20 protein-coding genes and 1 tRNA gene are annotated in these 18,973 nt (G+C 73.9%); 9 read left to right on the forward strand and 12 right to left on the reverse strand.

Going from position 1 to position 18,973, the window contains the following annotated elements:
• Positions 1–32: 32 nt before the first annotated feature.
• The 4 genes from ACH4TP_RS01960 to sigE form a co-directional block, all read right to left on the reverse strand.
• Positions 33–488: a sec-independent translocase gene (locus ACH4TP_RS01960; protein ID WP_398186616.1), complete on the reverse strand. Its 456-nt coding sequence runs from the start codon at positions 486–488 to the stop codon at positions 33–35.
• Between the two features lie 91 nt (positions 489–579).
• On the reverse strand, positions 580–2,334 hold the full coding sequence (locus ACH4TP_RS01965; RefSeq protein ID WP_398435234.1) for a trypsin-like peptidase domain-containing protein: 1,755 nt from the start codon (positions 2,332–2,334) through the stop codon (positions 580–582).
• Between the two features lie 76 nt (positions 2,335–2,410).
• A complete protein-coding gene (locus tag ACH4TP_RS01970) occupies positions 2,411–3,346 on the reverse strand; it encodes an anti-sigma factor family protein (protein WP_398186621.1) in 936 nt (311 codons plus the stop codon).
• Positions 3,343–4,101, reverse strand: coding sequence for an RNA polymerase sigma factor SigE (gene sigE / locus ACH4TP_RS01975; protein WP_078908486.1), 759 nt, complete (start codon positions 4,099–4,101; stop codon positions 3,343–3,345). The genes ACH4TP_RS01970 and sigE overlap by 4 nt, the downstream gene beginning before the upstream one ends.
• Positions 4,102–4,243: 142 nt before the next feature.
• On the opposite strand from sigE, the gene ACH4TP_RS01980 reads away from it, so the two are divergent.
• Positions 4,244–4,909 carry an O-methyltransferase gene (locus ACH4TP_RS01980; RefSeq protein WP_389231706.1) on the forward strand — a complete coding sequence of 222 codons (666 nt, stop codon included), beginning with the start codon at positions 4,244–4,246 and terminating at the stop codon, positions 4,907–4,909.
• Between the two features lie 96 nt (positions 4,910–5,005).
• Here the strand turns inward: ACH4TP_RS01980 and ACH4TP_RS01985 are convergent, their stop codons facing one another.
• Positions 5,006–5,173 (reverse strand): DUF3117 domain-containing protein, encoded by a 168-nt coding sequence (locus tag ACH4TP_RS01985; protein ID WP_086831452.1) that lies wholly within the window; start codon positions 5,171–5,173, stop codon positions 5,006–5,008.
• Between the two features lie 312 nt (positions 5,174–5,485).
• Between ACH4TP_RS01985 and ACH4TP_RS01990 the strand changes: the two genes are divergently transcribed.
• Positions 5,486–6,289 carry an enoyl-CoA hydratase/isomerase family protein gene (locus tag ACH4TP_RS01990; protein WP_398186626.1) on the forward strand — a complete coding sequence of 268 codons (804 nt, stop codon included), beginning with the start codon at positions 5,486–5,488 and terminating at the stop codon, positions 6,287–6,289.
• 80 nt (positions 6,290–6,369) lie between these two features.
• Here ACH4TP_RS01990 and ACH4TP_RS01995 read toward each other — a convergent pair whose 3' ends face one another.
• Complete coding sequence (locus ACH4TP_RS01995) at positions 6,370–6,951, reverse strand: DNA-3-methyladenine glycosylase I (RefSeq protein ID WP_398186629.1); 582 nt, start codon at positions 6,949–6,951, stop codon at positions 6,370–6,372.
• Positions 6,948–7,280 carry a hypothetical protein gene (locus ACH4TP_RS02000; protein ID WP_389231716.1) on the reverse strand — a complete coding sequence of 111 codons (333 nt, stop codon included), beginning with the start codon at positions 7,278–7,280 and terminating at the stop codon, positions 6,948–6,950. The genes ACH4TP_RS01995 and ACH4TP_RS02000 overlap by 4 nt, the downstream gene beginning before the upstream one ends.
• Positions 7,281–7,383: 103 nt before the next feature.
• On the opposite strand from ACH4TP_RS02000, the gene folP reads away from it, so the two are divergent.
• Positions 7,384–8,244, forward strand: a complete 861-nt coding sequence (gene folP, locus ACH4TP_RS02005; protein ID WP_389231719.1) for a dihydropteroate synthase — start codon at positions 7,384–7,386, stop codon at positions 8,242–8,244.
• Positions 8,245–8,330: 86 nt separating this feature from the next.
• Here the strand turns inward: folP and ACH4TP_RS02010 are convergent, their stop codons facing one another.
• Both ACH4TP_RS02010 and dapE read right to left on the reverse strand, forming a co-directional pair.
• Positions 8,331–9,080: a TIGR00730 family Rossman fold protein gene (locus ACH4TP_RS02010; protein WP_398435237.1), complete on the reverse strand. Its 750-nt coding sequence runs from the start codon at positions 9,078–9,080 to the stop codon at positions 8,331–8,333.
• A 75-nt stretch (positions 9,081–9,155) separates the two neighbouring features.
• The gene (gene dapE / locus ACH4TP_RS02015; RefSeq protein WP_389231725.1) at positions 9,156–10,259 is read right to left on the reverse strand and encodes a succinyl-diaminopimelate desuccinylase; all 1,104 of its coding nucleotides are present in this window, start codon (positions 10,257–10,259) and stop codon (positions 9,156–9,158) included.
• Positions 10,260–10,288: 29 nt separating this feature from the next.
• On the opposite strand from dapE, the gene ACH4TP_RS02020 reads away from it, so the two are divergent.
• Together ACH4TP_RS02020 and ACH4TP_RS02025 are read left to right on the forward strand one after the other, a co-directional pair.
• Complete coding sequence (locus tag ACH4TP_RS02020; RefSeq protein WP_398435239.1) at positions 10,289–11,248, forward strand: hypothetical protein; 960 nt, start codon at positions 10,289–10,291, stop codon at positions 11,246–11,248.
• Positions 11,249–11,551: 303 nt separating this feature from the next.
• Positions 11,552–12,013 carry an ATP-binding protein gene (locus tag ACH4TP_RS02025; protein ID WP_389231731.1) on the forward strand — a complete coding sequence of 154 codons (462 nt, stop codon included), beginning with the start codon at positions 11,552–11,554 and terminating at the stop codon, positions 12,011–12,013.
• A 67-nt stretch (positions 12,014–12,080) separates the two neighbouring features.
• Here ACH4TP_RS02025 and ACH4TP_RS02030 read toward each other — a convergent pair whose 3' ends face one another.
• A complete protein-coding gene (locus ACH4TP_RS02030) occupies positions 12,081–13,178 on the reverse strand; it encodes a bifunctional succinyldiaminopimelate transaminase/glutamate-prephenate aminotransferase (RefSeq protein WP_389231734.1) in 1,098 nt (365 codons plus the stop codon).
• Between the two features lie 83 nt (positions 13,179–13,261).
• Entirely contained in the window at positions 13,262–13,582 is a 321-nt protein-coding gene (gene fdxA, locus ACH4TP_RS02035) for a ferredoxin (protein WP_015035968.1), read from the reverse strand.
• Between the two features lie 112 nt (positions 13,583–13,694).
• Here fdxA and ACH4TP_RS02040 point away from each other — a divergent pair, with 112 nt between their 5' ends.
• The 4 genes from ACH4TP_RS02040 to ACH4TP_RS02055 are packed head-to-tail and all read left to right on the forward strand — an operon-like array spanning position 13,695 to position 18,867.
• Entirely contained in the window at positions 13,695–14,759 is a 1,065-nt protein-coding gene (locus tag ACH4TP_RS02040) for a GNAT family N-acetyltransferase (protein WP_398435241.1), read from the forward strand.
• On the forward strand, positions 14,744–15,601 hold the full coding sequence (locus ACH4TP_RS02045) for a tetratricopeptide repeat protein (RefSeq protein WP_398186643.1): 858 nt from the start codon (positions 14,744–14,746) through the stop codon (positions 15,599–15,601). The genes ACH4TP_RS02040 and ACH4TP_RS02045 overlap by 16 nt, the downstream gene beginning before the upstream one ends.
• A 54-nt stretch (positions 15,602–15,655) precedes the next feature.
• Positions 15,656–17,269, forward strand: a complete 1,614-nt coding sequence (locus ACH4TP_RS02050; RefSeq protein WP_398435243.1) for a serine/threonine-protein kinase — start codon at positions 15,656–15,658, stop codon at positions 17,267–17,269.
• Positions 17,266–18,867 carry a serine/threonine-protein kinase gene (locus ACH4TP_RS02055; protein ID WP_398435244.1) on the forward strand — a complete coding sequence of 534 codons (1,602 nt, stop codon included), beginning with the start codon at positions 17,266–17,268 and terminating at the stop codon, positions 18,865–18,867. Before ACH4TP_RS02050 ends, ACH4TP_RS02055 begins: the two co-directional genes overlap by 4 nt.
• Before the next feature lie 29 nt (positions 18,868–18,896).
• Here the strand turns inward: ACH4TP_RS02055 and ACH4TP_RS02060 are convergent.
• Positions 18,897–18,971: transfer RNA gene (locus ACH4TP_RS02060), tRNA-Val, on the reverse strand.
• Between the last annotated feature and the right edge of the window lie 2 nt (positions 18,972–18,973).

Genomic DNA, 18,973 nt, shown 5'->3' on the forward strand with positions numbered 1-18,973 from the left:
CCGGGGAGCAGCGGTTCGGTGACAGGGCGTCGTCAGGTGGCGTCGGAGTCGTACGGAGGACGCTCAGCAGCGCCCTGATCGTCTCGCTTGTCCTGCTTCTTCAGCAGGTCCGGGGAGCCGTTGACGGCCGCCGGGGCGGACGTGGGCACGGGCGCGGTCTCCCGGCCGTGGACGGCGTCGGCGACCTCGTTCATCTCCTTCTTGAGGTCGAACGTGCCGCGCAGCTCCTTCAGCTCCCTGAGGTCCTCGTTGCTCTCCAGCTGCTTGCGGAGGAACGTCTTCGGGTTGAGGTCCTCGAACTCGAAGTCCTTGAACTCCGGGCCCAGCTCGCTGCGGATGTCCGCCTTCGCGCTGTCGGAGAACTCACGGATCTTCCGGATGAAGCGCGAGACGTCCTGGATCACCTTCGGGAGCTTGTCCGGCCCGAAGACGAGCACGGCGAGGACCACGAGCGTCACCAGCTCGAGTGCGCCTATGTCGCTGAACACCTAGTAGCTCCTTCACGCCGGTCCAGGGCCCGGTCCACGGTACCCGCCGAAACCGCCGGGCGGGTACCTCCGGGGGTCCGCCACATGGCGCTCAGGTGCCCTGCGAGGATCCGAGCGTCAAGGTCTTTGTCAGCTCTTTGCCGTTCCGGGTCAGGGTGAGCTCCAGCTTGTCGCCGGGGCGGTGGGCGCGGATCTTCACGATGAGCTCCTCGCCGCTGTGCACGCGCTGGCCGTCGACCCGGGTGATGACGTCCCCGGGCCGGAGTCCCGCCTTGGCGGCCGGGCCGCCGGGGGTGACGGAGGCCGTGCCGTCCTTGCCCTTCTCGCCGACGCGGGCGCCGTCGCCCTGGTACTGCATGTCGAGGCTCACACCGATGACGGGGTGGGTGGCCTTGCCGGTGTTGATGAGCTCCTCGGCGACGCGCTTGCCCTGGTTGATCGGGATGGCGAAGCCGAGGCCGATGGAGCCGGGCTGGCTGGCGCCGCCGCCCTCGCCCTCGCCGGAGCCGCCGGCGGCGCGGATCGCGCTGTTGATGCCGATGACCGCGGCCTTGGAGTCGAGCAGCGGGCCGCCGGAGTTGCCGGGGTTGATGGGGGCGTCGGTCTGGAGGGCGTCGACGTAGCTGATGTCGCTGCCGTCGCCCTTCTCGCCGCCGGCGGTGATCGGGCGCTCCTTGGCGCTGATGATGCCGGAGGTGACGGTGTTGGAGAGGTCGAAGGGGGCGCCGATGGCGACGACGGGGTCGCCGACGCGGACGTTGTCGGAGTTGCCGAGCGGGAGCGGCTTGAGGCCGGAGACGCCGGTGACCTGGACGACGGCCAGGTCGTAGCCGGTGTCCTTGCCGATGAGCCTGGCGCGGGCCGTCTCGCCGCTGGAGAAGGTCACCGAGATGTCCTCGGAGGACGCGGCCCCGTCGACGACGTGGTTGTTGGTGAGGATGTGGCCCTTGGTGTCCAGGACGAAGCCGGTGCCGGTGCCGGAGGAGCCGTTGCCCCTGACGTGCAGGGTGACGACGCCGGGCAGGGCGCTGGCGGCGATCCCGGCGACGCTGTCGGGGGCGCGGCCGGTGTCCCCGGGCTCGGCCTGCGGCAGCTCGACGGTGGTGAGCCCGCCGTTCCGCTCGACGTACGCGCCGACGCCGCCGCCGATGACGCCGGTGATCAGCGCGAAGACCAGCGCGCCCGCGAGCGCGAGGCCCTTCCGCGACTTCTTGGCGGCCACCGGCGCCACCCCGGCCTCGGCCACCCCCCAGGGGTCGTACTGCTCCCAGGGCGCGGGCCCGGCCTGCTGCTGCGGCTGCGGGTGCAGGTGGGGCTGGTGGTGCGCCTGCGGCGGTACGGGGGCGGGCGGCCGCTGCACGGGCGGCGCGGGCGCCCACGGCCCCGGCTCGCCGTAGGGCGGCGTCCGGTACTCGTCGGGGGCGTGCAGGGGCTGCGGCGCGGGGGGCCCGGGAACCGGCTCCGCCGGGGGCGCGGGTGCGGGTACGGGTGCGAGCTCCGGCGCGGGTACGGACTTCGTCAGCTCGACGGCCGGCGCGGGCGCGGCCGCCTCGGGCTCGGCGGCTGCCGGTGCCGCCACGGGAGCCGGCTCGGGCGCCGGCTTCGTCAGCCCCACGGCCGGTGCGGGCGCCTCGGGCTCGGTGGCCGGCGCGGGGGCCGCTGCCGGAGGCTCGGCGCCCTGCCCAGGTGCCCCGGTGGCTGCCGCGGGCGTGGGCTCCTGGCTCGGCCGGGGTGCGGGCAGGGGGAAGTCGCCGTCGGCCTCGTCGGTCGACGGCGGGGTGGGTATGCGCGCCGCCTCCGGTGCGCTCGAAGGCCGGCTCCACCAGTTCGGCTTCCCGTTGTCCATGCTCTCCCCGCAACCGCTGACCCGTCCGCGCCCCTGGGTCGGGCGCCCGTGTCCCTGGATTCAACCAGGTCGCGGGTCAGCGGTGGGAGCCGAGCGGTGTGGCCGTCGGGCTCGCCGTCGGGCCGGGCCCGGGGGTGAAGGCCAGTCGGAGCGCCGGGGCAGTCGGCCGTATGAACGGCGAGAGGGCCAGGAGCGACTGCTGGGCCGGGTTCCTGAGCTGTACGGCCACCAGCGGCGAGGCGGCGGAGCGCACCGCGTCCGGCGGGACCGCGCCCGACGGGACGGTGCCCTGGGCCGTGGGCGCGACGGGTCCTTGCGGGACGCCGGCCGGGGTGACCGCGACGAGCGGCTCGGCCTCGTCGACGGACTGGGCGCCCGAACGCTCGCCGGAGCGCGTGCCGCGCCCGAACGTCGCGCCCGCGCCGCCGCCCGCCGCGGTGGAGGCGCGCAGCGGGGTGATGGCGCTGCCGGTGCCCTGGCCGCCGCGCGCGCTCGCGGTGACCGAGCTTTCGAGGGGCAGGGTGCCGCCGAGGGCGATCGCCGCGAACGAGACGGCGCTGGCCGCCGCGAAGGCGAAGCGCCGGCCGCGCCCGGAGGTCCCGGAGGGCCGGTAGCCGACCTCGTGGATGCGGAAGCCGGCCCCGCGGGTGCCGGGGTGCGGGGTGACGACGGCGGCGGTGGCGAAGCCGTCGGACTTCACTCCGCCCGCGCCGAGGAGCTCTTCGAGGGGGCCGCGCGGTCCACCGGGTCCTCCCGGCTCGCCGGGTCCCCCGGGGAGGCCCTGGAGCCGGGCGAGGAAGCCCTCGGAGGGCGGTGGCGGAGCCGCCGAGGCGAAGACGCTCTTCAGGGTGCGCTGGGCGTCGGCCTCGGCCTTGCAGCGGGCGCAGGTCGCGAGGTGGGCGAGGACCCGCTCGCGGGCGTCGTGGCCGAGTTCGCCGTCGACGAGCGCGGCCAGCCGGTCCCCGAGGTGGTGCTCCGCGGGGGTCGGTGACGTGGGACGTGTGCCGCTCACGCTGTCCCTGCCTCCCATCCGACGGAGGCGAGGGCACGCTCCGCCCGGGCCTCGGGCGAGCGGTGCTTGAGGGCCTTGCGCAGGTGGGAGCGGCCGCGGTGGATGCGGCTGCGGACGGTGCCGAGCTTCACGCCGAGGGTCGCGGCGATCTCCTCGTACGAGAGGCCCTCGATGTCGCAGAGGACGACCGCGGCGCGGAACTCGGGCGCGAGGGTGTCCAGGGCCTGCTGCACGTCGGCGTCGAAGTGCGTGTCGTTGAACGCCTGCTGCGGCGAGGGCTCGCGGCTCGGGAGCCGCTCGGCCGCGTCGTCGGCGAGCGCGTCGAAGCGGATGCGCTGCTTGCGGCGGACCATGTCGAGGAAGAGGTTGGTGGTGATGCGGTGCAGCCAGCCCTCGAAGGTGCCCGGGGTGTACGTCGACAGCGAGCGGAAGACGCGGACGAAGACCTCCTGCGTCAGGTCCTCGGCGTCGTGCTGGTTGCCCGTCAGGCGGTAGGCGAGGCGGTAGACCCGGCCGCTGTGGGTGCTGACGATCTCCTCCCAGGTGGGAGGGGTCCACGCCTGCGATTCCGCATCCGATGCGAAGGTCGCGGTGGTGGGAGCGGAGTCGGTGGTGCGGAAACGGTCAGCTGTGTCGGTCACGGATTTCGGCTCACCCGCCGACCTGAGAAGACGCCGAAGCACTCCTCCCCGATCCACAGGCGCAGCCGCACCTCCCCTGTCGGCTCTGGTGGTGTCCAGTGGAGCCCCTACCATAGCCACCTCGCCCGTTAGCTCCGGATAAGAATCTTTACGCGAATTTGGAACCGGCTCGCCCGGCTGCCTCCTGTCGCTTCCTTCCCCTGGTGAACGCCCGGTCCCATCTGCGGGTTCCCGCTGACAGCGGATACAGTCACCGTTGCGTCAACTACGGGGACAGGAGAGGGCCATTACCGCCAACCGGCAGACGGGCTGGTCGTTCGCCGACGCCTACGTCGCCGAGGACGAAGCTCTGCGCTGGGCCCGGGAGCGGGCCCGGGAGGCAGGGCTGCCCTCGGTGTCGCCGGGCACCGGCGGGGCGCTGCGCCTGCTCGCCGCGACGGCGGACGCCAAGGCGGTGGCGGAGATCGGCACCGGCACGGGCGTGTCGGGGATCTATCTGCTGCTCGGGATGCGGCCGGACGGCGTCCTGACGACGGTGGACCTCCAGCCGGAGCGGCAGCAGCTCGCGAAGACGGCGTTCCGGGCGGCGGGCTTCGCGGGCAACCGGGCCCGTTTCATCCCCGGCCGCGCCCTGGACGTGCTGCCGCGGCTCGCGGACGGCGGGTACGACCTGGTGTTCTGCGACGGCGACCGGCTCGAGTACCTGGACTACCTCGCTGAATCGTTGCGCCTGCTGCGACCTGGGGGCCTCGTCTGCTTCGAGGGCGTCTTCGCGGACGGCCGCACGATCGACGCGGGGGCCCAGCCGCCGGAGGTCCAGCGGGTCCGCGAGCTGCTGCGCGCGGTGCGGGAGAGCCAGGAGCTCGTCCCGTCGCTGCTGCCGGTGGGCGACGGCCTGCTCTGCGCGGTACGGCGCGGCTGACCGCTCCCGGTCACACGGGCCCCGGCCCCGGAGACACCGCTGCCCCGGGACGGCGGACCGTACCGGGGCAGCGCTCAGGAATCGTGGAGAAGAGGGTCAGCCGACGACCTTCTTGAGGGCCTCGCCCAGTTCCTCGGCCTCCTGCGGAGTCAGCTCGACGACAAGCCGACCGCCGCCTTCGAGCGGAACGCGCATGACGATGCCCCGCCCCTCCTTGGTCACCTCGAGCGGGCCGTCACCCGTCCGCGGCTTCATGGCCGCCATGCTTGTTCCCCTTCCTGAAACCAGCTCATTGTCAGCCGGGCAGCTCCATGGTGTGGAGCACGCGTCACCGGCTTCGAACACATTGCTTCCAGGTCATTATCCCGCATGGCAGGACCCGATGACCAACATCGATCGGCATCGCTTGCGCAACGCGCTCCCGCAAAACCCCACATTTCGGGGATCGGCCTGCGATACTTCGCCACTCGATCTCGCACCGCCCGCCTTCGTTCTTTGACGCAGCTCACATGGGCGGCACGGGTGATCTCCGCCATGCTGTGCTGGTCAACCACGCAATGAGGCGAAGGGATCCCGATGGCCGACACGGTGCTGTACGAGGTGAGCGACGGACTCGCCACCATCACGCTCAACCGGCCCGAGGCGATGAACGCGATGAACATCGCGACGAAGGTCGCCCTCCGGGAGGCCGCGGAGACGGCCTCGGCCGACACCGCCGTACGGGCGGTGCTCCTGACGGCGGCGGGCGACCGGGCGTTCTGCGTGGGCCAGGACCTGAAGGAGCACGTCGGGCTGCTGGCGGCGGACCAGGAGTCCGGCACGAGCGAGACCATGAACACGGTCCGCGACCACTACAACCCGATCGTGCGCGCGCTCACCGGGATGCGGAAGCCGGTCGTCGCGGGGGTGAACGGCGTCGCCGCCGGGGCCGGTTTCGGCTTCGCGCTCGCCGCCGACTACCGCGTCGTCGCGGACACCGCCTCCTTCAACACCGCCTTCGCGGGCGTCGCGCTCACCGCCGACTCGGGCGTGTCGTGGACGCTGCCCCGCCTGATCGGCGCGAGCCGGGCCTCCGACCTGCTGCTCTTCCCGCGCTCGATCTCCGCCCAGGAGGCGTACGAGCTCGGCATCGTGAACCGTCTGGTCCCGGCCGCCGACCTGGCCGCCGAGGCGGAGAAGGTGGCCCGGAAGCTCGCGGAGGGCCCGACCGTGGCGTACGCGGCCCTGAAGGAGTCCCTCGCCTACGGCGCCGGCCACTCCCTCACCGAGGCCCTCGACAAGGAGGAGGAGCTCCAGACCCTCGCCGGCGCCTCGGAGGACCACACGATCGCGGTCCGCGCCTTCATCGCCAAGGAGAAGCCGCGGTACCTGGGCCGCTGACCTCGGGCGGAACCCGTTCGCACGACCGGCGGGCGGATCCGTGGGATCCGGCCGGCTGTGGACGGGTGTGTGGTCCGGGGTCAGTTCCCGCCCCGGGCCACACAGCCCTTCAGGTGGTCGTCGACCAGGCCGCAGGCCTGCATCAGGGCGTAGGCCGTGGTGGGGCCGATGAAGCGGAGGCCGCGCTTCTTGAGGGCCTTGGAGAGGGCCGTCGACTCGTCGGTGACCGCCGGGACGTCGGCGATCGTGCGCGGTACGGCGCGGCGGGGCGCCGGGGCGTGGGACCAGATCAGGGCGTCGAGCTCGCCCGGGGACCACTCGGCGAGCAGCTTCGCGTTGGCCATGGTCGCGTCGATCTTGGCGCGGTTGCGGATGATGCCCTCGTCGGCGAGGAGCCGCTCGCGGTCGGCCTCGGTGAAGCGGGCCACCTCGGCGATCCGGAAGCCGGAGAAAGCCTTCCGGAAGCCCTCGCGGCGGCGCAGGATCGTGATCCACGACAGGCCCGACTGGAAGGCCTCCAGGCAGAGCCGCTCGAACAGCGCGTCGTCGCCGTGGACCGGGCGGCCCCACTCCTCGTCGTGGTACGCGACGTAGTCCTCGGTCGACAGGCCCCAGGGGCAGCGCAGCCGCCCGTCGGGCCCGGGGATCGCCTCGCCCGTCACTTCTCCCCGCCCTCCGTCCCGGCGTCGCCGCCGGGGGCCGCGCCCGCGAGCGCCTCCTCCAGCTCGGCGATGCGGGCGTCACGCTCCGCGAGCTCGGCGCCGAGCCGTACGAGGACGTCGTCCACGTCGGCCATCCGGTAGCCGCGGGCGGAGACGGGGAGGCGGAGCGCCTCGACGTCGGCGCGGTCCACCGGCCGGGCGAGCGGAAGCGGGTCGACGAGCTGCTCGGGCGCCACCTCGGGCAGCACCTCGCTGTCGCCGCCGCCGACCACGGCGAGGGTCACCGCGGCCACGACCACGACCATCGTGATGAGCAGAAACCAGAACACCTGCGCGCCTCTCCCCGGAGTGGAAAACGTCCCGTGCCGATCGTGCCATGCGCCACTGACGGTTAGGGTCACAGGCGAACGGACGCGAGGGAGGACAAAAGGGATGCTGCGCTTGGGACGGCGTGAATTCGGGCCGCACGAGCCGGTGATCATGGCGATCGTGAACCGGACCCCTGACTCCTTCTACGACCAGGGCGCGACCTTCCGCGACGAACCGGCCCTCGCCCGGGTCGAGCAGGCCGTGGCCGAGGGGGCCGCGATCATCGACATCGGCGGGGTGAAGGCCGGCCCCGGCGAGGAGGTGACGGCCGAGGAGGAGGCGCGGCGCACGGTCGGTTTCGTCGCCGAGGTCCGCAGGCGCCACCCCGACGTGGTGATCAGCGTCGACACCTGGCGGGCGGACGTCGGCGAGGCGGTCTGCGAAGCCGGGGCGGACGTCCTGAACGACGCGTGGGGCGGGGTCGACCCGCGGCTCGCGGAGGTCGCCGCGAAGTACGGCGCGGGGCTCGTCTGCACGCACGCCGGCGGCGCGGAGCCGCGGACGCGGCCGCACCGGGTCGAGTACGAGGACGTGATGGCCGACATCCTGCGGGTCACGGTGGGTCTCGCCGAGCGGGCGGTCGCGCTGGGCGTGCGGCGGGACGGGATCATGATCGATCCCGGCCATGACTTCGGGAAGAACACGCGGCACAGTCTTGAGGCGACGCGGCGGCTCGGGGAGATGGCGGCGACCGGGTGGCCGGTGCTGGTGTCCCTGTCCAACAAGGACTTCGTCGGGGAGACGCTCGACCGGCCGGTCAAGGAGCGGGTGCTCGGGACCTTGGCCACGACGGCGGTGTCGGCGTGGCTGGGCGCCCAGGTGTATCGGGTGCACGAGGTCGCCGAGACGCGGCAGGTGCTGGACATGGTGGCGTCCATCGCGGGGCACCGCGCGCCCGCCGTGGCCCGGCGGGGGCTGGCCTAGACCCGCGTCTGCGGGCCGGTGGTCGGTTGTGCCCACCCGTTCCGCCCCGCGGAACGATTGCCCACAACCGACCGGCGCGGTCGGCCTTAGCGGCCGACCTCCTTCGTCACCAACGCCACCGCCTCCTCCACGTCGTCCGTGACGTGGAAGAGGAGGAGGTCGCGTTCGCTGGCCTTGCCGCCGGCGACGACGGAGTCGCGGAGCCAGTCGACGAGGCCCTTCCAGTAGGCGGTGCCGAAGAGGACGATCGGGAAGCGGGTGACCTTGCGGGTCTGGACCAGGGTGAGGGCCTCGAAGAGCTCGTCGAGGGTGCCGAGGCCGCCGGGGAGGACGACGAAGCCCTGCGCGTACTTCACGAACATCGTCTTGCGGACGAAGAAGTAGCGGAAGTTCACGCCGATGTCGACGTGCGGGTTGAGCCCCTGCTCGAAGGGGAGCTCGATGCCGAGGCCCACCGAGATGCCCTTGGCCTCCCGGGCTCCCTTGTTGGCCGCTTCCATGGCGCCGGGGCCGCCGCCCGTGATGACCGCGAAGCCGGCCTCGACGAGCGCCTTGCCGATCCGTACGCCCGCCTCGTACTCCGGGGAGTCCGGCTTCGTGCGGGCCGAACCGAAGACGCTGATCGCGCTCGGCAGTTCGGCGAGGGCGCCGAAGCCCTCGACGAACTCGGACTGGATGCGCATGACCCGCCAGGGGTCGGTGTGCACCCACTCCGAGTCGCCCTCGGTGTCGAGCAGCCTCTGGTCCGTGGTGCCCGGCTGGACCTGGTCCCTGCGCCTGAGCACCGGTCCCAGCCGCTGCTCCTCGGGCTTCGCCTCCCCTTCGGGGATACCCATGGCCTGCTCCCTCCGTCGAACCGACGATCTTCTGGTGGGGTCAGCGTAGGACCACTGAGGTGACGAAATCCGAAATTACGGGAGACGGGCGGTCAGCCAGTCGCGGAGCCGCGCCTCGCAGTGGTGGATGCGGTCGACGTGGACGTGCTCGTCGCGCTTGTGCGCGTACAGGGGGTCGCCGGGGCCGTAGTTCACGGCGGGCACGCCGAGGGCGCTGAAGCGGGCGACGTCGGTCCAGCCGAACTTGGGCTGCGCGCTGCCGCCGACGGCCTTCATGAAGGCCTCGGCCGCGGGGTGGGAGAGGCCGGGCAGGGCGCCGGGGCTCTCGTCGTCGACGACGAACTCGGAGATCGCGATGCCGTCGAAGAACTCGCGGACGTACGCCAGGGCCTCGGCCGGGGAGCGGTCGGGGGCGTACCGGTAGTTGACGGTGACGGCGCAGGCGTCGGGGATGACGTTGGTGGCGACGCCGCCCTCGATCCGTACGGCGTTGAGGCCCTCGTGGTACTGGAGGCCGTCGATGACCGGCTTGCGCGGCTCGTAGGCGGCGAGGCGGTCGAGGATCGGGGCGGCGGTGTGGATGGCGTTGGAGCCCATCCACGCGCGCGCGGAGTGGGCGCGCTCGCCGGCGGTGTGCAGGATGACGCGGAGGGTGCCCTGGCAGCCGCCCTCGACCTGGCCGTCGGAGGGCTCCAGGAGGACGGCGAAGTCGCCCTCCAGCCATTCGGGGCGCGCGTCGGCGATCTTCCCGAGGCCGTTGAGGTGGGCGGCGACCTCCTCGTTGTCGTAGAAGACGAACGTGAGGTCGCGGTTGGGCTCGGGGACGGTGGCGGCGATGCGCAGCTGGACGGCGACGCCGGACTTCATGTCGGAGGTGCCGCAGCCCCAGAGGATGCCGTCCTCGTCGAGGCGCGAGGGCACGTTGTCGGCGATCGGCACGGTGTCGATGTGGCCGGCGAGGACGACCCGCTCGTCGCGGCCGAGGTTCGTGCGGGCGACGATGTTGTTGCCGAGGCGGTCGACGGTGAGGTGCGGCAGGGCGCGCAGGGCCGCCTCGATCGCGTCGGCGAGCGGCTGCTCGGTCCCGCTGACGGAGGGGAAGTCGACGAGGGCGGCGGTGAGCGCCGCCCCGTCGAGGGAGAGGTCGATGGGGCCGTCGAGCGGGGTGATGTCTGCCATGTGCCGACCCTAACTCGGCCTCCAGTACGGTGGGCCCCGTGTCCGAGCCCATCCGTCCCCGCCGCCGCGGCCGCCTCGCCCGTTCCGCGGCCGCCTTCGCCGCGCTTCTCGGCCTCGCCTCCTATGTGGCGTTCCACCAGATGACGGGCAGCACGGGTGCGCCCCGGTGCGGTGTGGGCAGTGGGGACAACCGCTACGAGTTCACTCCGGAGCAGGCGTCCAACGCGGCGACGATCGCGGCGGTGGGGACCACCCGGGGGATGCCGGAGCGGGCCGTGACGATCGCGCTCGCGACCGCGCTCCAGGAGTCGGCGCTGCGGAACATCGAGCACGGCGACCGGGACTCGCTGGGGCTGTTCCAGCAGCGGCCCTCGCAGGGCTGGGGTACGGAGGCCCAGATCATGGACCCGGTGTACTCGGCGGGGAAGTTCTACGAGGGCCTGGAGAAGGTCCCGGGGTATTCGCGGCTGCCGCTGACGGTGGCGGCGCAGAAGGTGCAGCGGAGCGGTTTCCCGCAGGCGTACGCGAAGCACGAGCCGGACGCCACGCTGCTCTCGGCCGCGCTGACGGGCCGGTCGCCGGCGGCGCTGACCTGTACGACGGCCGTGGCGAAGGGCCGGCCGGGCGATCCGGCGCAGGTGCGCGGGGAGCTGGTGCGGGCCTTCGGCGAGAAGGCGGCGCCGACGGCGGTGACGGGCGGTCCGAGCGCGGGCCGCTCGGCCGCCGAGCCGCCGGTGCTCGTGGTGCCGGTCCGGGGTGCGACGGGCGCGGGGAGCGCGCCGGGGGCCGGTTCGGACGAGCGGCGCGGCTGGGAGCTGGCGCAGTGGGCGGTGGCGCGGGCGGACACGCTGCGGATCACGGAGGTCTCGTTCGGGGACCGGGTGTGGCGCGCGGGCGAGGCCGACGGGGGCTGGTCGACGCTCCCGGGGGCGGCCGCCGGGGGCGCTGCCGGGGTCGGGGACTCCGTCCGCATGCGGCTCGCCCCGTAGCTTTCCGGGCCCGAGCACCCGTGCGGTCCGTCACCCGGGCGTGGCATGGCGCCGGTCCCGGCCGGAAGAAATTCGAGAGGCGCGGGGGCCGCTTTCCCCGTACGTCACCCCTCCCCCTCGCTTCCCTTGCGCCACAAGGGAAGTGACGGTTCGGCAGGGCTTCGCACAATGACACGTTCGTCCGTTTTCCTCCCCACCCGACAATACGACGCATTGCCAACTCTTTACCTTCGGTCGCCGCAACCTCCCCCGCCCCAGGGCCGGTTGTCACCGCGTAATCGTCCTCTTCGCCGAAGGAGCACCATGTCCCTCCCCCTGACCCGTCGGATCGCCCGCGCCGCCCTCCTGCTCGCGGCCGGAGCAGCCCCCGTGGTCGGTGCGGCCGGCTCCGCGAGCGCCCTCGACCAGGGCCTCGCGCCGACCGGCGCCCTCGGTGGCGTGACCGCCCTGGACGCCGCCGGCGCGGGGAGCGCCCTCGACGGCGCCTCGCAGACCGCCACCGGCGTGGTCGGCGAGACCGGCAGCAAGGCCGTCGGCACCGCCGTCCCGGCCGCCGGCAAGACCATCGGCACGGCCGGCAAGACCGCCGCCCCCGCCGCCCAGCAGGTCGTCGGCAAGACGGCCGGCAGCACGGGCGAGGTCGTCGGCCAGACCGCCGGCGCCGCCGCCGAGAGCGCCGAGGGCCCGACCGGTGGCGCCCTGGGCGGTGGCCTGGGCGGCCTGCCGACCGGCCAGACCCTCGGCGGCCTGCCGATCGGCGGCTGACCCGCACCGCGACACACGGAGGGCCCGGGGAGCACACGCTCCCCGGGCCCTCCGGTGTCTCAGGGGCTCAGCCCAGGCGCTTGACCGCGGCCTCGACCCGCTCGTCCGTCGCGGTGAACGCCACCCGCACGAACCGCTCCCCGGCCTCGCCGTAGAAGTCGCCGGGGGCCACCAGGATGCCCTTCTCCGCCAGGTACGCCACGGTGTCCCAGCACGGCTCGTCACGGGTCGCCCACAGGTACAGGCTCGCCTCGCTGTGCTCGATCCGGAAGCCGTGCGCCTCCAGGGCCGCCCGCAGCGCCGCCCGGCGGGCCGCGTACCGCTCGCGCTGCTCGGCCACGTGCGCGTCGTCGCCGAGCGCCGCGACCGTCGCCGCCTGCACCGGGGCCGCGGTCATCATGCCGCCGTGCTTGCGGATCTGGAGCAGCTCGCCCAGGACGGCCGCGTCGCCCGCGACGAACGCGGCCCGGTAGCCCGCCAGGTTGGAGCGCTTGGACAGCGAGTGGACCGCGACGATCCCCTCGTACGAACCGCCGCAGACGTCCGGGTGCAGGACCGAGACCGGGTCGGCCTCCCAGCCCAGCTCCAGGTAGCACTCGTCGGAGAAGACGAGGATCCCGTGCTCGCGCGCCCAGGCCACGATCCGGGTCAGCTCGTCCTTGGCGAGGACCTTGCCGGTCGGGTTGGACGGGGAGTTGAGCCAGAGCAGCTTGACGGCGGCCGGGTCCAGGTCCGCCACCGGGTCGTCGTAGACGACGGGCGTCGCGCCGCACAGCCGCGCGCCGACCTCGTACGTCGGGTACGCCAGCCGCGGGTACGCCACCGCGTCACCGGCGCCGAGCCCCAGCTGCGTCGGCAGCCAGGCCACCAGCTCCTTGGAGCCGACCACCGGCAGCACGTTCTCGTGGGCGAAGCCCACCGCGCCCAGGCGCCGCTCGCACCAGCCGGTGAGCGCGTCCCGCAGCTCCTTCGTCCCCCACACCGTGGGATAGCCCGGCGAGTCCGCCGCCGCGACCAGGGCCTCCTGGATCAGCGCGGGGACCGGGTCCACGGGCGTGCCGACGGAGAGGTCCACGATCCCGTCCGGGTGCGCCACGGCCGTCTTCTTGTACGGCTCCAGCTTGTCCCAGGGGAAGACGGGCAGGCGCGAAGAGACTGCGCTCACGGGTTGGCTCACTTCCTCGTACGTACGGAAAACGCTTCGGCCCCGTACAGCGGCGAGGCCGTACGGGACCGAGGGCGGATGGATCAGCCGTTCTGCGGCGGCAGGGCGGCGATGAAGGGGTGGTCGCGCTCGATCTCGCCGAGCTTGGAGGCACCACCGGGCGAACCGAGCTCGTCGAAGAACTCGACGTTCGCCTTGTAGTAGTCCTTCCACTCCTCCGGGGTGTCGTCCTCGTAGAAGATCGCCTCGACCGGGCAGACCGGCTCACAGGCCCCGCAGTCGACGCATTCGTCCGGGTGGATGTACAAGGACCGCTTGCCCTCGTAGATGCAGTCGACGGGGCACTCCTCGATGCACGCCTTGTCCTTGACGTCGACACAAGGCTGCGCGATGACGTAGGTCACGCTGTCGTTCCTCCTCGATAGGGCTGGTCTGCGCGGGAGCGCGGCGTCGTCGATGCCCGCACCTAGTATCTCCGTTCTTGGGGGCGATCCGAACAGGAGGGGCGGAGAAGCTGTGGAAATCACCGGCGGAGGGCGCCTTGAAGTGCGCATCACCAGCGCTGACGTGGGAAAACGTGTCTCCGTTCGGTACGTGACGGACTCGGCGGAACCTGGCGAGAAGTTCACCGACGCGGTCGGGGTTCTCACATCATGGGATGCCGGTGTGCTGCTGATCACACGAAAGAGCGGCGAGAGCGTCCGGATCGCGGAATCCGCGCTGGTCGCGGGCAAGGTCGTCCCGGCCGCACCGGCCCGCCGCCGGGGCCCCTCGGCCACCTTCGCGGAACTCGCCCGCGCCACCGCGCGCGCGTGGCAGCCGGTGGAGAGCGAGGCCCTGGGCGAGTGGACGCTGCGGGCGGCGTTCTACGAGGTGCCGCCCGAAGGGCGTCCCGGAGGGGTGGCGGTCGGGCGACGGGTGGGCTTCACGCGGCGCGCCAACTCCGCCCTCCCGCTCGGTGATCCGGGGATGCCCGTCGGCGAGGCCCTGACGCACGTGCGCGCGTGGTACGCGGCCCGGGAGCTCCCCGCGTACGTCCAGGCCGCGACCGGCGCCGAGGGCACCCAGGAGCTGCTGTGCGCCGCCCTCGATCGGCACGGCTGGCGGCGCGAGGTCTCCGCGGAGGTGCGGATCGGGGCCCTCGCCCCGATCGGCGACCTGGACGCCGACGTCTCCGCCGTACGCCTCTCCCGGACGGCCGACGAGGCCTGGCTGCGCCGCTACCGGCGCTTCTCCGGCGACGAGGAGGCGGGCCCGGCCGTCCGGTCCGTCCTCGCGTCCGGTCCGAGCGTGTGGTTCGCGTCCGTCGCGGGCACCGGAGGGGTGCCGGCGGCGATCGGACGCTGTGTGGTCGACGGCCGCTGGGCCGGCTTCATGGCGGTCGAGGTCGACCCCGGGCAGCGGCGCCGGGGCCTGGCGACGGCCGTCATGACGGCGCTCGCCCGGCAGGCGCTCGACGAGGGCGCGTCGGCGGCCTGGCTCCAGGTGGAGGCGGACAACGACGGCGCGCGGGCGCTGTACGACGGCATGGGCTTCGCGCCCCACCACCACTACCACCACTACCGATGGGCGGAGGCGTGAGCGAGGACGAACCAGCGGTCGACGCGCCCGACTGGCGGCGGGAGTTCGCCGAGGAGGCCCGGGCCGAGCGCCCCGACCTCGCCCGGCTCTGCCTGCTGATCGGGGCGGTCGCCGACCCCTCCGTCACCCGGCGCGAGATCGACGAGGCCGAGATCGAACTCGACCGGCTCGCCGGGCTCGTCCCGTACGCGACCCGGATCACCGGCGACTGGGCCGCGGAACTCGCCGTGCTCCTCGGCCGCCACGAGGGCTTCGAGGGCGTGCCCGCCGACTACCAGCGCCTGGAGTCCTCGCTCCTGCACGAGGTGCTGCGGCGCCGCCGGGGCCTGCCCATCCTGCTCTCCGTCGTCTGGATGGAGGTCGCCCGCCGGGCCGGCGCCCCGGTGTACGGGCTCGGGCTGCCCGGCCACTTCGTCGTCGGCTTCGGCGACCCGGCCGACCTGGACCTCGCCGACCCGTTCTCCGGCGGACGGGCCATGACGGCCACGGACGCCGAGCTCCTGGTGGCGAGCGCGACGGGCGAGGCCCTCGACCGCTCGATGCTCCGGCCGGCCGAGCCGGGCGCGATCGTCCTGCGGATCCTCAACAACATCCGCGCCTGGGCCGCCTCCCGTCCCGAGCGCTCCGACGTGGCCCTGTGGGCCGTGGAGCTCGCCCTGCTGCTCCCCTCCCACCCGGCGAGGCTCCGCTACGAGCGGGCCGAGCTGCTCGTCCAGCGCGGGGAGTTCCTGACGGGCGCGGTCGAGATGGAGGCGTACGCGCAGGTGATGGACGCGGTGGACCCGGAGTCGGCGACGGCGATCCGGCGGCGGGCGCAGGCGGCGAGGGCCATGCTCAACTGACCGCGGCGGCCACCGATTAGGATCCCTTCCGCGTTCACGGGGGAAGGGGACGAGATGCAGGCACGCGGGCCGAACGACCCCGAGCGGGTGGGGCCGTTCCGGGTGATCGGTGTGCTCGGGCAGGGCGGGATGGGCCGGGTGCTGCTCGGCGCGTCGGCGAGCGGGCAGCTCGTCGCCGTCAAGCAGATCCACGCCGACCTGGCCGACGACGAGGGCTTCCGGGCCCGGTTCCGGCGCGAGGTGGACGCCTCCCGCCGGGTCTCCGGCGCCTATACGGCCCCGGTGGTCGACGCCGACGCGGACGCGCCGGAGCCCTGGCTCGCCTCCCTGTTCCTGGAGGGCCCCACGCTGAGCGAGGCCGTCGCCGGGGGCGTCCTGCCCGAGGAGGCGGTACGGCAGCTGGCGGCGGGTCTCGCGCAGGCGCTCGCCGACATCCACCGGGTGGGCCTCGTCCACCGGGACCTCAAGCCCTCGAACATCGTGCTCACGGCGGACGGCGTCCGGGTGATCGACTTCGGCATCGCGCGGGCCGGGGACCAGCTGACGAAGCTGACGCACACGGGCGCGCTCGTCGGCTCCCCCGCGTTCATGGCGCCCGAGCAGATCCGGGGCGAGACCCCGGGGCCCGCCGCCGACGTCTTCGCGCTCGGCTCGACCCTGGCCGTGGCCTGCACGGGGCGGGCGCCGTTCCACGGCGACTCGGTCCCCGCGCTCCTGTACGCCGTCGCCCACGAGGCGCCCGACCTCGCCGCCGTACCGCCCGGCCTGCGGGGGCTCATCGGCGCCTGCCTCGCCCCGGACCCCGGCCTGCGGCCCTCGCCCCGGGACCTCCTCGCCCTGGTCGGGCCGGTGGCGCCGTCGGCGCGGCCCTGGCCGGAGGGGGTGCACCGGCTGATCGGGGAGCGGCGGGCGGAGACGGAGCGTCTCAGGGGCTCCCTCGGGGCGGCGTGGACGGCGCCGCCCGCGCAGGCCGGATCGCCCGGCCCCGGCGGGCCGGTCACCGAGCCCGCCGTCCGGCGGCCGCGGGACCGGCGGCGCCGACGGTGGATCGCGGCCGGCGTCGTCGCCGGGGTCCTCGCCGTCGGCGGCGCGGTGCTCGCGGTGACGGGCCTGCCGGACAGCGTGCGCTACGCGATCGCGGACGAGCCCGTGCCGACGCCCGGGAACGTGCCGCTGGACAAGGTGGCCGACGCGTACACGGGCACCGTCCCCTCGTGCCGGGAGGCGGACCCGCGCCTGAAGGTGCCCGCCGGGTTCGAGCAGCGGCTCGCGCAGGACGGCGGGCCGGCCCGGACCGACCCGAACGGCGGCCAGCTGACGAACCAGTGCGTCTGGAACAGCCGCTCCGGCGACGAGATCACCGTCATCTGGGACCTGTACCGGTCGAAGAGCGGCGGCCCCACCGGCGCCGAACAGGCGAAGAAGCAGCACGAGGGCATGTACATCCGGGGCGCCACCCGCCGGGTCTTCACGCTCGGCTTCGCGGAGGAGGCGCTCTGGTACAAGCCCGACGGCAACCGCTGCGTGCTGTACTCCCGGGACGTGAACCTGGACCTGTTCGTCCTGGTCAGGGGCCCCCGCTACCCCGTCGGCAGGTGCGAGGCCCTGACCGAGTCCACCACCCGGCAGGCCATCGGCCTGATCACGAAGAAGGCGGCGACCCCGTGACCCGGCCCCTGGGCCCCTCCGACCCGCGCGAGGCGGGCCCGTACCGGCTCCTCGCCGAACTCGGCCGCGGCGGCATGGGGCGCGTCTACCTCGGCGCCGGGCCCGACGGGCGGCTCGCCGCCGTGAAGCGGGTGCATGCCCGGCTCGCCGACGACGAGGGCTTCCGGGCCCGGTTCCGGCGCGAGGTCGAGGCCTCCCGGAAGGTGTCCGGGGCCTGTACGGCGGCCGTGCTCGCCGCCGACGCCGACGCGCCGTCGCCCTGGCTCGCCTCCGTCTTCGTCGCCGGGCCCTCCCTCGGCGCGGCCGTCGAACGGTCCGGCACCCTGCCCGCCGAGACCGTGCGGCGGCTCGCCGTGCAGCTGGCGACGGCCCTCGACGAGATCCACCGGGCGGGGCTCATCCACCGCGACCTGAAGCCGGAGAACGTCCTGCTGTCGGAGGACGGCGCCCGCGTCATCGACTTCGGCATCGCGCGCGCGGCCGGGGCGGGGAGCGACCTCACCGGCCTCACGCAGACCGGTCTGGTCATCGGCTCGCCGGCCTTCATGTCGCCCGAGCAGGCCGAGGGGAAGGAGCTCACGCCGGCGAGCGACGTGTTCTCGCTGGGCTCGGTCCTGGCCCTGGCGTCGACCGGTACGAGCCCGTTCGCGGGCCCCTCGACGCTCCAGGCGCTGTACAACGTCGTCCACACCGAACCCGCCCTCGACGCCGTACCGGAGGGGCTGCGCGGCCTGGTCGCGTGGTGCCTGGCGAAGGCCCCGGCGGGCCGCCCGACGCCCGCGCAGCTCCTCGGCGCGCTCGGCCCGGCGGCCCCGGCCGCCCGGCAGTGGCCGCCCGCCGTCCACGCGCTCATCGCCGGGCAGCGGCAGACCGTCGAGGCGCTCCTCCACCGAGACCCGGACGGGGACCCCGAGCGCACGGTCGTCGCGCCGCCCGCCGTCACCGCCCCGACGGCCGTGGCCGCACCGCCCGCCGCCTCCCCGACGGCCGTCGTCACCCAGGTCGACGCGCCCGCCCGCCGCGGCCGGCGGGGCCCGGTCGCCGTCGCCGCCGCCGTCGCCCTCTGCGTGCTCGGCGCGGGCGCCTGGTGGGCCCTGCGGGACGGTCCGGAGGACCGGCCGGACCTGTACGTGACGATGCCGGTCTGCGCGGAGGCGGCCGGCCGGCTGCCGCTGCCGGCCGCGGAGCGGCAGACCAGCCGGGACTCCTACACCGAGAACACGGATCACGCCGAGACCACCTGCTTCTGGGTCGGCAAGGACGAACCGCAGGCGGACGGCTGGAACTACTACGCCCACGCGGTGGTCCGTTGGGACCTGCGCCGCAGCGCCGGCACCGAGGAGAACGGCACCGCGGTCCAGAAGAGCGAGTTCGCGGACGACGCGAAGGACGGACGCCCGGCGACGGGCATCCCCTTCGCCGACGAGGCCTTCTGGAGCACCTCCACCGACGCGCACACCACGTGCACGCTGGACGTCCGCAAGGGGAACCTGGTGGTGTACGTGTCCCTGGGCGGCGAGCAGCACCCGGCGGCCACCTGTGAGCAGGAGGCGGTGAAGATCTCCGAGGCGGCGATCACGGTGATGCCGCAGGCCTGAGGGCCCGGGGGGGGGGAGAGGAGAAAGGGGGCGGGGCGACCGGATTCGAACCGGCGTCCTCCGAGATGTCATCGCGGCGCATTACCTCTGTGCTACGACCCCGCCC

It is taken from the genome of Streptomyces sp. NPDC021012 (assembly GCF_044333355.1).
Classification (GTDB): Bacteria; Actinomycetota; Actinomycetes; order Streptomycetales; family Streptomycetaceae; genus Streptomyces.

What these genes read in the sequence shown, in the direction of transcription:
- ACH4TP_RS01965 (WP_398435234.1), bottom strand. Translation starts at nt 2,334, where the DNA reads ATGGACAACGGGAAGCCGAACTGGTGGAGCCGGCCTTCGAGCGCACCG.
- sigE (WP_078908486.1), bottom strand. Translation starts at nt 4,101, where the DNA reads ATGGTAGGGGCTCCACTGGACACCACCAGAGCCGACAGGGGAGGTGCG.
- ACH4TP_RS01985 (WP_086831452.1), bottom strand. Translation starts at nt 5,173, where the DNA reads ATGGCGGCCATGAAGCCGCGGACGGGTGACGGCCCGCTCGAGGTGACC.
- ACH4TP_RS01990 (WP_398186626.1), top strand. Translation starts at nt 5,486, where the DNA reads ATGGCCGACACGGTGCTGTACGAGGTGAGCGACGGACTCGCCACCATC.
- folP (WP_389231719.1), top strand. Translation starts at nt 7,384, where the DNA reads ATGCTGCGCTTGGGACGGCGTGAATTCGGGCCGCACGAGCCGGTGATC.
- ACH4TP_RS02010 (WP_398435237.1), bottom strand. Translation starts at nt 9,080, where the DNA reads ATGGGTATCCCCGAAGGGGAGGCGAAGCCCGAGGAGCAGCGGCTGGGA.
- dapE (WP_389231725.1), bottom strand. Translation starts at nt 10,259, where the DNA reads ATGGCAGACATCACCCCGCTCGACGGCCCCATCGACCTCTCCCTCGAC.
- ACH4TP_RS02025 (WP_389231731.1), top strand. Translation starts at nt 11,552, where the DNA reads ATGTCCCTCCCCCTGACCCGTCGGATCGCCCGCGCCGCCCTCCTGCTC.
- ACH4TP_RS02045 (WP_398186643.1), top strand. Translation starts at nt 14,744, where the DNA reads ATGGGCGGAGGCGTGAGCGAGGACGAACCAGCGGTCGACGCGCCCGAC.
- ACH4TP_RS02050 (WP_398435243.1), top strand. Translation starts at nt 15,656, where the DNA reads ATGCAGGCACGCGGGCCGAACGACCCCGAGCGGGTGGGGCCGTTCCGG.